Raw genomic sequence first — 14,807 nt, forward strand, 5'->3', positions numbered from 1 at the left:
AATCGTTAATCGTTAATCGTCAATCGTCAATCAATCTTTTGTTTTTAGAAAACTAAATCACTATGGAATTCAAGTCCATAGGTTTTTTGAAACAGACTGAAAGTCTGTTGAATTCGTGAAATGAATAGCATCTCATTGTGAACGTTTTTGGATAACAAACGGTTTCGTAAAAACCGGCCTACCGGACAGGCAGGTTCGTGAAATTCGTGGCAAAACATTTTTAGAAGCTAAAGCGAGATGCACTAAAGTGCATAGTTTCAACTCTATTTGAGACCTATGAGAAAAGACTTATCGAGTTCTAATAAATGACTTGATTATAAGCCTTGATGCCAACTCAACAAAGAGGATTTGTTTCTTGATTGACATGCGATATATTCACAATGCTCTTAAATTCAAAAATCTGCAATCGTCAATCGCCAATCAATCTTTTGTCGTTATAAAAATGAGAAAAGACTTTTCAAGTTCTAATTCATGATTAAAGCCTTGATGCCAAATGAAAAAAGAGGATTTGTTTGTTGATTAACATGCAATATATTCACAATGCTCTTAAATTCAAAAATCTGCAATCCTCAATCTGCAATCGTTAATCTCCAATCGTCAATCGTCAATCGTAAACCAACCCAGTTTTCAGAAAAAAAAAGACCCACCAAGTTCTATTCAAACTCAGTAGGTCTTTATTCTAAAATGGTAAATCGTAAATCGTAAATCTACAATGGTACATCAAAAATCATTAGCCTTTCAACCAGGCGTTTCTCAAAGCTTCTTGTGCTTTTGTGGCGTTTTCAATTTCCACTAGTGTTTTAGAGGTTGTGAAGCTAGGCGTCAATTTTGTTTTGATGACCACTTCTGTCCCATCGCGGTCTAAAACCACATTGATATCATCTCCTGCTTTCCATTGGTACATAGCGCCAATGCTGGCTTGGGCGTTTGCCAAAGTCAAGGCGGTACCGTTAACGGTTTTAACGACATCACCGGGTTTTACACCTTGCTCTACCCAAAAACTGTTATCATTAACGCCTTCAGAAAAGAAAATCGTTCCTTTCTCCCGATCGCCGTCAAAGATAAAGCCGTTACCATTCTGGATGTAGTTGGTTTCGATTTTAGCTTCAGCAAATTCCAATCCTACTTTTTGAAAAAACTCATTATAGTCAATCGGTGTGGTGCCTTCAACGTGTGTTTTTAAAAATGCACCAACAGATGGGTATGTCATCGCCGTAATTTCAGCAATAAGCTTATCATCCTCAAAAGGCTTATCCACACCATATTTATTGGATAACTCCTTCATTAAGGACATCATACTTCTGTTGCCATCGCTCTCTTCGCGCATCAAGATATCGATACACATCCCAATTAAGGCGCCCTTTTGGTAGACATTATAATAGTTTTTGGCGTAAGGATCATCCAGCACATTTTCGCTCATGGTGGTAAAACTCATGCTATCGTCCATTTGTCTTGAACTCTGTATCTTTTCAGTAATGGTTTGATAGAAGGTTTTAGGTTCAATTTGACCTTGGTGCACTTGAAAATGTTGTGCAAAATATTCCGTGACCCCTTCATACATCCAAAGGTGTTTTGAGAAGGTAGGTTGGTTGTAATCAAAATAGTGTACATCTTCAGAATGAACAGAAAGCGGTGTCACGATATGAAAAAATTCATGCGCAACCACATCTACCATAGATGCTGCCAACTGCTCTTTAGAAGATGCTTCTGGCAGAACAACCACGGTGGAGGTATGATGTTCTAAAGCTCCAAAACCTTTTGGAGAACCTTCGCCTTGATCTGATAAATACAAGAAGATATCATATCTAGGGGTGGTATTGATGTCACCTAAATAGGCTTTTTGCCCTTCCATCATTTTATAAACCGTTTCTTTCATACTGGCTGCGGTATGCACTTGGTTTGGAGAATAGACACTCAATACAATCTTGACATCGCCTACCATAAATTCCTCCATATCCAATTTTCCGTACATCATTGGGTTATCGGTAATGTCAAAATAGCGTGGTGCAAAATAGGAGATGGTGGTTTGAGCACCATCGGCACTTGTTTTGGTGTTTGTTTCCTGTATGGCGGAGCTGTGCAAGAAAGCACTTGGCGCAGTCACATCCAAGGTATATTGAGCGTTTTTCAACGAATCAAAATAACCAATGAACCCGTGAAGGTTCAACACGTAATTATCGGGCTCAATATTGGTGCCTGCAGGAGAAAATGGTTGCTCTCCTCCTATGCCGCCAGTAGTTTCCTGATCAAAGGTATCATTGACGCTATAAACCAATTGATCCAATTGGGTTGCATTGGCGATGGTCCAGGTATTCTCGTCTGTTTTAGTAGTTGTGAGCTCATTGCCATCGTAATCGATGGCCTTGAAATCGGCTATGTATTTTCCAAAATCACTTACCGAGTAGGTACCTTGTACCACTCTTGGCAATCTAAAGGTTACCGTTTCTTGGGTAAATCGGCCTGGATTGATGACCACCGGTGCCTTATCGTCTTTCACAGCAGATAAGTTGATGGAAGTCACTATGGGGTTGGCAGTTGCTAAATCGTTGGTGGTTGTTTTTGTACCACAGGCAAAAAGCAAGGTGCTTAGAGCCAAAACAGAAAATAAATGTTTCATTATAAAAATTTTAGTTGCGCAAATGTAACAGGACGTTAATTTATTTTAGCAAAGGTTTTGTTAAAATGGTAGCTTTGCAGCATGGACCACCCATTGATTAGCATTCTCATCCCCTATAAAAACACGGCCGATTTTCTTTCGGCATGTTTAAAATCCATCGTCGCACAGACCTATGCGCATTGGGAGCTTTTGATTGTGAACGACCATTCACAGGACGACAGCGCAGCGATAGTTCACGCTTTCGCGGAAGACGATCAACGCATCAAATGTTTAGAAAATGCGGGTTCAGGCATTATTGATGCGCTTCGGAAAGCTTATGACGCGAGTCAAGGCCAATACGTCACAAGGATGGATAGTGACGATATCATGCATCCCCAAAAATTGGAACTCATGCTGAAGGATTTGCAGAAGTACGGCCAAAAACACTTGGCTTTGGGCCTTGTGTCCTACTTTAGTGAATCGGGTGTGGGTGACGGATTCAAATCTTACGAAAGCTGGCTCAACGCATTGACCAGAAATGGGGACAACTTTAAAGAAATCTATAAAGAATGTGTGATCCCATCGCCATGCTGGATGCTGCATCGGGCTGATTTTGAAGCCTGCGGAGCCTTCCGAAGTAACACCTATCCTGAAGATTATGATTTGGCATTCCGGTTCTACAAAAAAGGTTTGACCTGTATCCCAAGCGATCAATTATTGCACCATTGGCGGGACCATCAAAACCGGGCCTCCAGAACTGACGCCCATTATGCCGAAAACAGTTTCTTGGACTTGAAAGTCCGCTATTTTCTGGAACTGAATCACGAGGCATCAAGACCGCTCTGCATCTGGGGCGCTGGCAAAAAAGGCAAGTCTGTCGCCAAATTATTGCAGGCCAAAAAGGTATCGTTTCATTGGCTTTGTGATAATCCCAAGAAAATTGGAAAACACATTTATGAAGTTTTATTGCAGCAGTATCAAGATGTTGAACACTTAGCGCAGCCCCAAATCATTGTGGCCGTTGCAAACCCAGAAGCGCAACAGGAGATTAAAAGCTATTTGAAAAAACACGATAAGGAAGCCATGGAGGATTATTTTTTCTTCTGCTGAATTTTTTAAGCGCTTATTAGACTTGAGTTGTGAGTTGTGAGCTGTGAGTTTTGAGCTTTGAGCTGTGAGTTGTGAGTTGTGAGATGTGAGATGTGAGATGTGAGATAAGTAAAATTATGAAAGCAAATCCCATATATCGCGCATCATTTTCTATCTTTGAATATTAACAGATAATCCCAAAAACCAGGAATGCAGTTTAAATACCCAGAACTTCTATACGCGCTGCTATTGCTCGTGATTCCTATCATTATCCATTTATTTCAACTGCGGAAATTTCAAAAAGTCGGTTTTACCAATGTGCAATTTTTAAAGCAGTTGACCATTCAAACCCGGAAGAGTTCCCAACTCAAAAAATGGCTCATACTTTTGATGCGATTATTGCTTCTGGCCTGCATCATCATCGCCTTTGCGCAACCCTATAGCGCCAAGACCAACGACTACAAAACTAAAAGTGAGACGGTTATTTATCTCGACAATTCCTTTAGTATGCAAGCCAAAGGTGCCAATGGTAGCTTGTTGAATAGCGCCATTCAAGATTTGTTGGAGCGTCTCGATGCCGAGGAGCCCATTTCCATTTTTACCAATAATGCCAACTTTAGCAACACCACGATCAAGGCCATTAAAAATGAGTTGATCAATTTAGGGTATGCCCCCAAACAATTGTCTTATGAGGCTACTGTTTTAAAAGGAAAGCAACTGTTTACAGACGATGCCAGTGCCATTAAAAACTTGCTGCTCATTTCAGATTTCCAGCAGCAACAGGAAGGTTTTAGCACCGCTATTGACAGTTCCGTTCAAGTTAAAATGGTGCAGCTCCAACCTGAGAACATCAATAACATTTCGGTGGATAGTGTGTTCATCTCAGAAGCCAAGGTTGAAAATATTGAATTATCTGTAACACTGAAAAATTACGGTGCCGCTACGGAAAACGTTTCGGTGTCGCTTTTCAATCAAGATAAACTCGTAGCCAAAAACGCGGTCGATATAGAGGACCAGGCGAACGTCACTTTCACCATCGCGCAAAACAAACGCTTTGATGGCAGTATCAGCATCGAAGATCCCAATTTGCAATACGATAATACCTTGTACTTCAATCTGGATGAAACCGAAAAAATCAAGGTGCTTTCCATCAACAGTGCCGAGGATGTCTTTTTGAGAAAAATCTATACAACCGATGAATTTGAGTACAGCTCAAGTGCATTTGGCAGCTTGGATTACAATGCCATATCAAATCAAAATTTAGTAGTGCTCAACGAGTTGGACGAGATTCCTGTGTCGCTTGCAACCGCCCTAAAAGTCTTTAGTGATGATGGAGGATCTATTTTAATAATCCCTTCAAGTGATATTGTTTTAAATACGTATAATCAATTATTTACAAATTTTAATTTAGCGGCATTCAGTAGCAAATCCTCTCAAGAAAAACGGGTAACAGCCATCAATTTTTCACATCCGCTTTTTGAGAATGTCTTTGAAAAACGCATCAGTAATTTTCAATATCCAAAAGTTCAAGATCACTACGGAACCGCTTCCTCATCAAGTCAAAACATTTTGAGTTTTGAGGATGGCCAAGCCTTTCTTTCCGCAGCACAAAAGGTCTATCGCTTTTCGGCAAGCTTGAGCGAAAGCAACAGCAATTTCAAAAACTCACCCCTAATTGTTCCCATACTTTACAATATTGGCAAACAGAGTTTGAATACGGGAAGACTCTACGCAAACATTTCCGAAGAAAACAAGATAGACATCAACGCCTCCTTGCAACCCGATGCCATCTTGACTTTGGCAAAAGGGGAAGAAACGGTTATCCCGCTACAACGTCGATTTTCAAATAAAGTAGAAATAACAGCCTCCAACTATCCGGAACAAGCTGGGATTGTTGCGGTGATGCATAAAGAAAAATTTCTAAAAAACCTCAGTTTTAATTACGACCGTGCTGAAAGTGTACTGCGGTACATGGACCTCACGAGTTTAAAAAACGCCAATGTGCAAGACTCTGTTGCGAGCGCAATCGATGAGATAAAAAGTGCGACCAATGTCAATGAGCTCTGGAAATGGTTTGTTATTTTTGCATTATTCTTTTTGATTATTGAACTTCTCATCTTAAAATTTTTTAAATGAACGTCCTTTTAAAATCCGCCAGCATCGTTGACCCTAAAAGCGATTTCCATAATGAGACAGTCGATATTTTAATTGAAAAAGGACGCATTAGCGCCATTGGCAAGTCACTTGAAAACCCTAAAAAACACAAAGAAATAGCGCTTGAAAACCTCCATGTGTCCCAAGGTTGGTTTGATAGCAGCGTCAATTTTGGAGAGCCAGGCTACGAAGAACGCGAGACCATTGCCAACGGTTTGGAAACCGCTGCGCTTTCTGGCTTTACTGCAGTGGCTTTGAATCCAAATACCAATCCCGTAATCGATACGAGTTCTCATGTGGCATTTGTAAAATCAAAAGCTGCAAATCATGCAACGACGCTCTATCCCATTGGTGCTTTGACCAAAGCCAGTGAAGGCAAGGATTTGGCGGAACTATTCGACATGAAAAATGCTGGAGCCATAGCTTTTTACGATTATCAAAAGCCCATTGCCAACCCGAACCTCATGAAACTCGCCTTGCAATATGCGGGCAATTTTGAGGCTCTGGTACTTTCTTTTCCGCAGGAATCGCAAATTAGCGGTTTGGGGGTAATGAATGAAAACACCATGAGCACCTCGTTGGGTTTAAAGGGGAATCCGTCGCTGGCAGAAAGTTTGCAAATCGCGAGAGATCTTTTCATTCTAGAATATACTGAGGGCAAATTGCACATCCCTACCATTTCCACCGCACAATCGGTAGCGCTTATTAGGGAAGCCAAACAGAAAAAGCAAAACGTGACCTGTAGTGTCGCCATTCATAATTTACTGCTAACCGATGCCGAGTTGCACGAGTTTGAAACCAAGTACAAAGTGCTGCCTCCGCTAAGAACCCAAACCGATTTAGACGCTTTGTTGGAGGCGCTCAAAGATGGGACGATTGACATGGTCACCAGTGATCACAACCCCATAGATATAGAACATAAAAAAATAGAGTTTGATTTTGCCAAATATGGTAGCATTGGGCTAGAATCGGCTTTTGCTGCCTTAAATAGTATTTTGACCACCAAAAAAACAGTGGAAGTATTGACCAAAGGCAAATCACGCTTTGGTATTGAAGAGCAGCCCATAGCTGTTGGGAACAGAGCAGATCTCAGCCTTTTTAATCCCAAAGGCAATTTTGTATTTGCTTCAAATCATATCTTATCACGCTCCAAGAATGCCATATTTGAAGGCAAGGAACTCAAAGGAAGCGTTTATGGCATTTTCGCCAACAATCAACTTAAAATAAAATAATTGCATGAAATATACTAATGCTGCTGAAGAAGGAAAAACACGAGCCATCGTCGCATATATTACGCTTATTGGCACTTTGATCGCCTATTTTTTGAACAAGGAAAATAATAACCCCTTCGTTTATTTTCACGTTCGCCAAGCTTTGGGCTTGTGGTTGCTGCAATTGATATTGGGTTATTTTATTGGCGCTTTTGACTCTTGGATGGTCACTACCGCTTTTTGGATTGCCTTTATTTCACTTTTTATCTACGGAATTATTGGGGCTGCGAACGGACAGAAAAACGAAGTACCAATTATTGGGCCTTTCTGCCAAAAACTGTTTTCGTCGATTGGGAATTGAAAACTCAAATATTAAAAGTCAAATTGTAAATTCCAATAAAATAAATTCCAAAATTCATTTGCGAAACTTCAGAGAAATTCTAAAAAAACAGAATAGCGAAGGAAGTATAGAAAGAAATCAAACCCTTAGAAATTAAATTTATGACCAGCACTTTAGATTATATCACACGGCCTTCAAGCCTCAAAGACAATGCACCATTGCTCATCATGCTTCACGGTTATGGCAGTGATGAAAATGATTTATTTTCCTTTGCGCAGGAATTGCCAGAAGAACTATTTATCATTTCACTAAAAGCGCCGTACGCCATGCAACCTTTCGGCAATGCTTGGTACGCCATTAATTTCGATGCGCAGCAAAACAAATGGAACGATGTGGAGCAAGCAGTGGCATCTCGCGACCTTATCGCCAATTTTATTGATGAAGCCTGTGCGGAATTTCCTGTAGATAAATCAAACCTGACGCTTTTGGGTTTTAGCCAAGGCACGATTCTCAGTTACGCAGTGGCACTAAGCTATCCTGAAAAAGTAAAGAACGTCATCGCCTTGAGTGGTTATGTGAGTGAAGATATGCTCAAAGATGATTTAAGCAGCAAAGACTATTCGCATTTAGATTTCTATTGCTCCCACGGCAGTGTGGATCAAGTGATCCCAGTGGAATGGGCACGTAAAGCACCGAAATTCCTGAATGCCCTAAACATCAAACACAGCTACGCCGAATTTCCCACAGGTCATGGCGTGGCACCACAGAATTTTTATGAGTTGCGCAGTTGGTTGGGGAAACGGATTTGAGGAGCTCTGCTAAGTGATACGGTAATCTAGCTTTACTTTTTTGAGCTAATACGGCTTCATACTTCTTGCTGTTATCTTAGGATCTGCGCTAAATTCGATTTATTGAAATACTAGGCTCTAGTTTAATCTAGCGTTGCAATTATTAGTAAAATTGAAATTATAAATCTTTTGAGTTGGCTCAAACCTAGAAAATCCGATTATTCCCTTTAGGGTCAGGGAAGAAATAATTGGATTTTCGGCATTTCATTTTTGCCCGCCCGATAGATATAGGGACTAAAGGGAGCCAAAACGCCGAAAATCGGGTATTTCAGCCATAATAGCCATTTTAAACTAGAGCCAAATACTATTAAAAAATAACTTCTCCCAGCAGTTATTGCGAAGATGAATCACAATCCCAATTTTGTTATTTACAAATTGAGCCGCGTTAGGGATAGCAGTGAAAAGCCCACAGCGCTCCCGATGCCTATCGGGAGCGCGAGGACTTGTAACGGATAGCCCGACCCGCCTTTTTCTGGCGGGTAACGCCCAAATAATCACAATAGAATTACTTAAAATAAGACATAACTTAACCCGGCTGCTTCTCACTCAAATATTTCCAATAGCGTTTTGGTACGTGTTTGACATGTAGGGTCATGTTTTTTCTGGAGGCAATGTTGGTGCTCTTAAAATACGATTGCCATAAGGTTTGAAATTCCAGCTCTTGCTCGGTAAAAAAATCGGATTCGGTTTTAGTAAAATCGAAATTGGCTGGAAAATCAATCGTCATGATTTCTACTGAATGCCCATCATAAAGCAAACCGTATTTCCGCTTGATGTCGTAAATAACCCATTTTTGATCGGCATAACGACGCTCAAAATGTTTGGAAATTAAGGGCAACACATTAAAATCGGGTTCAATACTGGCGAAATAGAGGTCATCTTTGGTCAAACGAAACCTCACAAAAGCTTCCATGCGATGTTTTTCTCTACCAACGCTTTTTGCGAGTTTGGAAGTTGCAAGCACCGATGGATGCGAAAAATCGGTATCGACCTCAAAAAGATTTGCAAAAGCGTACTGTATGTAATCTAAAAGCACCTGCTCCACACCTACTTGCTCGCTTAAAAACGCATAATACAAGGACAGGCAGCCGCGTTTGGACAATTTAGACTGAAGGCCTTTCCAGACACGATTGGCTTTTTGCTCATCGGTAACAATCGTTTCGGGCTCTGAAAACAATCCGTTTTGGCATGACGAAGCTTTTTTAATGCTTAGCTGTTTCAGTTTATGTTCAAAGGCATAGAACACGCAGCTTAGAAAGCCGTCGAAAGTACCGTCGTAAAGAAGATGTCGCTGTTTCATCTAAGCAAAGAGACTTAATTGGTTGCTGAGTGTCTTGGCGTATTTGCTAGTGGAATTCTGCAAAATCAAACCCTTGATCTTTTTCGAAGACAGATCGCGGCGTTCAAATTGATTACTATCACAAACTACAAAATACTGGGCGCGATTGAGTGCGATCCCGATTTTTTTGAGATGCTCCCAATTGAGGCGTCTAAAGCGTCTTGCATTTAAAATCTTATAAACCGATTTCATCCCCAAACCGGGAATTCGCGCCAGCATGCGTTTATCGGCAGTATTGACATCCACAGGGAATTCGTGTAAGTTTCTCAAGGCCCAACCTAATTTGGGATCAATGTCCAGGTCCAGGTTCTGATGGGTTTCATTGAGAATCTCGCTCACGTCAAAACCATAAAAACGCATCAGCCAATCGGTTTGATACAATCGATTTTCACGCATCATGGGCACGGCAGTCCCAATTTGGGGCAAGCGGGCGTCATAACTAATGGGTATATAACCCGAATAATACACCCGTTTTAGATTGTAAGTTTTGTAAAACAAATTGGAAGTCTGCATGATCTGAAAATCATTCTCTCCAGAAGCACCAATAATCATTTGGGTACTTTGGCCAGCGGGAGCGAATTTTGGGGTGTTGCGAATGACTTTTTTTTCGGCTTGGTATTGAACAATGTCATTCTTGACTTTGAGCATTGGCTTGATAAAATCCTCACGCTTTTTATCGGGTGCCAATCTTTTGAGACCTTCTTCGGTAGGAATTTCGATATTGACGCTCAATCGGTCGGCATACAGCCCTGCTTCATGCATCAACTCATCGGAAGCTCCTGGAATGGATTTAAGATGGATGTAGCCATTAAAATTTTCCTCGAGACGCAGTTTCTTCGCCACGGCCACCAAACGTTCCATGGTATAATTGGCATCCTTGAAAATCCCAGAACTCAAAAAAAGGCCTTCTATGTAATTTCGCCGGTAGAAACTGATGGTCAAATCCACCACTTCCTGCACCTTAAACGCGGCGCGCTTGATGTCATTGCTTTTTCGGGTCACACAATAAGCACAATCAAAGATGCAATGGTTGGTCAATAAAATCTTGAGCAAGGAGACACATCGGCCATCTTCGGTATACGAGTGGCAAATGCCCATGCCAGACGCATCGCCTAAACCTTTGTTGGTATTATTGCGCTTGCTTCCGCTTGAAGAACAGGAAACATCGTATTTAGCGGCATCTGCTAAAATCTTTAATTTTTCTTGGGTACGTTGAAAGGACAAATTGGGGGTTTTTTAAATTATTAATTGGGGGTTGAAATTGACTTAAGACCGCTTCGCTGTATGACTAGAGGCTAGAAACTAGAAACTAGAGGCTAGAGGCTAGAGGCTAGAGGCTAGAGATTAAAATTTATTGAATTAATGAGCGTCACGGAATTGTTATCTAACTTTTAATGAGGCGGTTTTAGATAGCCGAAGCATCTCTAAAAATACAATATCACAAATTTACCACTATATGTAGCTGGGTCTTGCTTCTGTTTGTAGTTAGTTAGTGTTAAAGTTTTTTATAAAAATTATTCTATATCGTGTAATTTCCTTAATATGTGGCTTATGAGATCATTGATTGTTTTATTAACCCTAACTGCCTTCTCTTCTTTCATGTCTGCACAAAACAAAGTAATTCCCGAGTCCATTGTTGATAATGTTGAAAAAGCATTGACGTATTATCCGCAATTGGAGGATACCAATATTGAATTCAGGTTTAAGAAAAACATCAAAAAATCAACGATGCAGGCGCGTCCTACAATCGGCAGTTTTTTTAGGACTCGAAAAAATAGAAGGTATGTGATTTTAATCAGTGAGAAATTCAAGATCTCTGATGCCGAATATCGCACTCGCGATATTCCTTCAGATATTTTTGTGGGTTGGATTGGACATGAATTGGGTCATGTGTTGGATTATCAAGACCGCAGTAAATTGAATTTGATCTGGTTTGGGCTGAATTATCTGTTTTCGGAAAATCACATTGTAGAAGCCGAACGCGCTGCAGATGCCTTCGCGGTCAAACAAGGAATGGAGGAATACATACTCAAAACAAAAAACTTTATTCTGAACAACGCCGATATAAGCCAAAACTATAAAAACCGCATCCAAAAATACTACCTCTCACCAGAAGAAATCATGGAGCTGGTTAAAAAGCGCGCCGAGAAAGAGGATCAGGCCTTGGCGGATTGAATTGAAGTATCAGTCCTCAGTTTTCAGTCTTCAGTCTGCAGTCAATCTTCACTGGCTGTAATTGGTTTCAGTTAGAGTCTTCGGTCTTCCGTCTTCGGTCTGTCTTCGGTCTTCGGTCTGTCTTCCGTCTTCGGTCTTCGGTCTGTCTTCGGTCTTCCGTCTTCCGTCTTCCGTCTTCGGTCTTCGGTCTTCCGTCTTCCGTCTTCCGTCTTCCGTCTTCCGTCTTTTTCTTTTCCCTACCCTCTACCCTCTGTCAAAACAATCATTCCTCCAAAAACGCCTCCCATTCCGCGAACTTCTCCTCGTCCATGACCCGCTCCATTTTTACTTGTCCGCCCTTTTTCTTGTTCTTGGCGCTCCAATTATGGAAACGCTCTGGCGCTATCACTTTGACCTTAACACCTTTTAGAGCCTTGCCCCGAGCGACTTTATAATTTTTATTGGAAGATTTCAAGGCCTCATCCAGATAATTTGCGATCTTGGATTCATCTGGATTTTCAAGTTCAGAACCCAAATACCAGAAGTGATAGAATTCGCCGTCCTCGCCTCGTTTGGCACAGATGGTATATTCTGGGAAGGTTGTTTCAAATTCATCTTCCAGCTCGCGCATGGCGGCATCCATTTTATTGACAGATAACTGAGAACCGACGGTGTTCAAAAAGAATTTGGTACGCCCAGTGATCTTGATTTCGGCACGAGCCACATCAGTAAAGGTAATGGTATCGCCAATGAGGTAGCGCCAAGCGCCACTCACGGTGGAGATGATGAGCACATATTCCTTATCCAGTTGCACATCCTTTAAGGTGATTGAGGGAGCATCGGCCACCAAAGAACCATCCTTATTGATATATTCTGGTTTGAAGGGCACAAATTCAAAATAGATACCGCTATCGGTATTGAGCTGCATGGCATCGGTTTCCGGTCGCACTTGGGTGGCGATATAGCCTTCCGAAGCTAAATAGGTATCGATAACGATTACTGGTTTCCCCATAAGGGCTTGGAAGCTCTTCTTATAGGGACCGAAGGCAACACCTCCAGAGGTAAAGACTTTAAGGTTAGGCCAAATTTCATGGATGTTGTCGAGTTTATGGTAAGCTATGACTTTCTGAATCATGAGTTCCATCCAGGATGGGATGCCACTTAGGGCTCCAATATCCCAATTTTTGGCACCTTCGGCAATACGTTGCACCCGAGAGTCCCAGTCGGCGATTTTAGCGATATCCTCACCCGGTTTGTAATAGCCCTTAAACCAAAAAGGGATGTTGCTTGCCGTGATTCCGCTAATCTCACCTTCCAGATGTTTGTCGCGCTGCTCAAGATCGGTAGAACTCCCGAGCGCCATGATTTCCTTTTCGAAAAAATCGGATGGCAAATCGAAATTATTCAATGCAAAAATCTGTTTGATTCCCGCTTGTCTAATCGCTTCAATCATTTCATCGGTCACGGGAATACGCTTACTGGTCTTGCCTGTGGTGCCAGAGCTCAAAGCAAAATAGGTAGGTGTCCCTGGCCAGGTCACATTGGTTTCGCCCTGGTGCATTTTATGCCACCACTCCCCGTTCAATTTGTTGTAGTCAAAATACGGAAGCCGTTCCGCATAAGCTTTTGCGATATCATCGGCAGCCAAGATCTCCCCGAACTTATAATAGTTACCAAATTGGGTGTCTTTTGCTTTTTCCAGCAGTGTTTTCAAAATGGCTTGCTGTTTCTCAATGTGGTTGATTTCAAAAGAAAAACTGTCTTTTATAGTGATGATGCCTTTGATGATGTTTCCTAATATGGCCATAAATGGGTTGTTTGAATGGGATTGATTGCGGCGCTAAATTTAGGAAAATCCTGCTTTTTATTTCAGGGTTTTTGCCACGAATACACGAATTTTAGTTTTAATATTTTTTCAGCACAACCTTATATCTATTTCTCTAACTAACTCATTGTTATGAGTTCACTGAGTTATGATTACAAAAAAGCTCATTTGAGCGCTCAAAGTAATTTCCTTATGCTGCCAATGCCGTACAAGCTTCCGCACAAGCTCTACAAGATGCTGCACAGGCTTGGCAGTGGTCGTGGTCATGAGCTTCACATTGGATGGCGCACCAGGCACATACTTCTGCACAGATTTTACAATATTGGGCAGAAAATTCACTATCGGCACTTAAAAACTTGATACAGGCCAAACAGGCATCAATACACAATGCACAACATTTTGGGCAATCGTTCATGCTTTCCATGCCTGCCATTTTCATCAAACAGTTTTGACATTCCACCAAACAGTCTTGGCAACGCTGGATACAACTCTTATATTCATTCTTCATGACGATGTATTTTAGATTAGACCTCAAAATTGAGGAAATCATCCTAAAAAGCGTAATGCGATCCTAACAAAAACTAGCGCATTTGAATTAGCATATTGAAATGGTTAAGCATCCTTCCGTTAAAGTCAAAATTTTAAATTTTTTTTACGATCTTAAAAGCCACTTAAAAAAGATACTCATGAACGATTGGTTTACTTATTCCGCAGAAAGTTTAATTGCTATTATTTTAACAGCTCTTGGCATTTACTTGGCTTTAGTCATTTACACACGAATTAGCGGTAAACGCAGTTTTTCGAAGTTGTCCAGCTTTGATTTTGCCATTACGGTGGCCATTGGTTCGATCATGGCGACCTCGATTTTGTCTAAATCGGTTTCCCTTGTCCAAGGCGCCGTTGGTTTGGGCATTCTCTATCTCATCCAAATGCTGGTCGCCCATTTGAGGCGCTATCAAGCTGTACGGAAGCTCTTAGATAATAAACCCACTTTTTTAATGAAAGACGGTGTGGTCTTGGAGGCCAATTTGAAGAAATGCAAAGTCACACTGTCTGATGTTAAGGCGAAGCTGCGCGAGGCCAATGTGATCCAGGTATCTGAAATAAAAGCGGTTGTTTTTGAATCTACTGGAGATATATCAGTGCTTCATGGCGCTGAGGATAAGTCGATTGACGACTGGTTGATTGATTTTTGATATGGATTAATTTTAAGTCTAAGACCGATTCTCTCGATTGGTACAGCACAGATGT

At 41.2% G+C, this 14,807-nt stretch carries 12 protein-coding genes; 7 read left to right on the forward strand and 5 right to left on the reverse strand.

All coding sequences use genetic code 11. The features are described from left to right. Positions 1-730: 730 nt before the first annotated feature. Complete coding sequence (locus ESY88_RS02875) at positions 731-2,617, reverse strand: M61 family metallopeptidase (RefSeq protein WP_147084523.1); 1,887 nt, start codon at positions 2,615-2,617, stop codon at positions 731-733. An 81-nt stretch (positions 2,618-2,698) separates the two neighbouring features. Between ESY88_RS02875 and ESY88_RS02880 the strand changes: the two genes are divergently transcribed. The 5 genes from ESY88_RS02880 (at position 2,699) to ESY88_RS02900 (ending at position 8,199) form a co-directional block, all read left to right on the forward strand. Continuing rightward, positions 2,699-3,706, forward strand: a complete 1,008-nt coding sequence (locus ESY88_RS02880) for a glycosyltransferase family 2 protein (RefSeq protein ID WP_147084524.1) — start codon at positions 2,699-2,701, stop codon at positions 3,704-3,706. A gap of 189 nt (positions 3,707-3,895) precedes the next feature. Further along, positions 3,896-5,821 carry a BatA domain-containing protein gene (locus tag ESY88_RS02885; protein WP_147084525.1) on the forward strand — a complete coding sequence of 642 codons (1,926 nt, stop codon included), beginning with the start codon at positions 3,896-3,898 and terminating at the stop codon, positions 5,819-5,821. Further along, positions 5,818-7,071 (forward strand): dihydroorotase, encoded by a 1,254-nt coding sequence (locus ESY88_RS02890; RefSeq protein ID WP_147084526.1) that lies wholly within the window; start codon positions 5,818-5,820, stop codon positions 7,069-7,071. Before ESY88_RS02885 ends, ESY88_RS02890 begins: the two co-directional genes overlap by 4 nt. A gap of 4 nt (positions 7,072-7,075) precedes the next feature. Further along, positions 7,076-7,411, forward strand: coding sequence for a hypothetical protein (locus tag ESY88_RS02895; RefSeq protein ID WP_147084527.1), 336 nt, complete (start codon positions 7,076-7,078; stop codon positions 7,409-7,411). Between the two features lie 140 nt (positions 7,412-7,551). Next, on the forward strand, positions 7,552-8,199 hold the full coding sequence (locus ESY88_RS02900; RefSeq protein WP_147084528.1) for an alpha/beta hydrolase: 648 nt from the start codon (positions 7,552-7,554) through the stop codon (positions 8,197-8,199). A gap of 565 nt (positions 8,200-8,764) precedes the next feature. Here ESY88_RS02900 and ESY88_RS02905 read toward each other — a convergent pair. Together ESY88_RS02905 and ESY88_RS02910 are read right to left on the reverse strand one after the other, a co-directional pair. After that, complete coding sequence (locus ESY88_RS02905; RefSeq protein ID WP_147084529.1) at positions 8,765-9,538, reverse strand: TIGR03915 family putative DNA repair protein; 774 nt, start codon at positions 9,536-9,538, stop codon at positions 8,765-8,767. Then, positions 9,539-10,801 carry a putative DNA modification/repair radical SAM protein gene (locus ESY88_RS02910; protein ID WP_147084530.1) on the reverse strand — a complete coding sequence of 421 codons (1,263 nt, stop codon included), beginning with the start codon at positions 10,799-10,801 and terminating at the stop codon, positions 9,539-9,541. It lies immediately after the preceding gene. Between the two features lie 327 nt (positions 10,802-11,128). Here ESY88_RS02910 and ESY88_RS02915 point away from each other — a divergent pair, with 327 nt between their 5' ends. Beyond that, positions 11,129-11,752 carry a hypothetical protein gene (locus tag ESY88_RS02915; RefSeq protein ID WP_223270694.1) on the forward strand — a complete coding sequence of 208 codons (624 nt, stop codon included), beginning with the start codon at positions 11,129-11,131 and terminating at the stop codon, positions 11,750-11,752. Between the two features lie 262 nt (positions 11,753-12,014). On the opposite strand, the gene ESY88_RS02920 is transcribed toward ESY88_RS02915, so the two are convergent. Both ESY88_RS02920 and ESY88_RS02925 read right to left on the reverse strand, forming a co-directional pair. After that, positions 12,015-13,538: a GH3 family domain-containing protein gene (locus ESY88_RS02920; RefSeq protein ID WP_147084531.1), complete on the reverse strand. Its 1,524-nt coding sequence runs from the start codon at positions 13,536-13,538 to the stop codon at positions 12,015-12,017. 208 nt (positions 13,539-13,746) lie between these two features. Then, positions 13,747-14,064, reverse strand: a complete 318-nt coding sequence (locus ESY88_RS02925) for a four-helix bundle copper-binding protein (RefSeq protein WP_147084532.1) — start codon at positions 14,062-14,064, stop codon at positions 13,747-13,749. A 178-nt stretch (positions 14,065-14,242) separates the two neighbouring features. Here ESY88_RS02925 and ESY88_RS02930 point away from each other — a divergent pair, with 178 nt between their 5' ends. Next, the gene (locus tag ESY88_RS02930; RefSeq protein ID WP_147084533.1) at positions 14,243-14,752 is read left to right on the forward strand and encodes a DUF421 domain-containing protein; all 510 of its coding nucleotides are present in this window, start codon (positions 14,243-14,245) and stop codon (positions 14,750-14,752) included. The last annotated feature ends 55 nt before the right edge of the window (positions 14,753-14,807 follow it).

This window comes from Subsaximicrobium wynnwilliamsii (genome assembly GCF_007997225.1).
Classification (GTDB): domain Bacteria; phylum Bacteroidota; class Bacteroidia; order Flavobacteriales; family Flavobacteriaceae; genus Psychroserpens; species Psychroserpens wynnwilliamsii.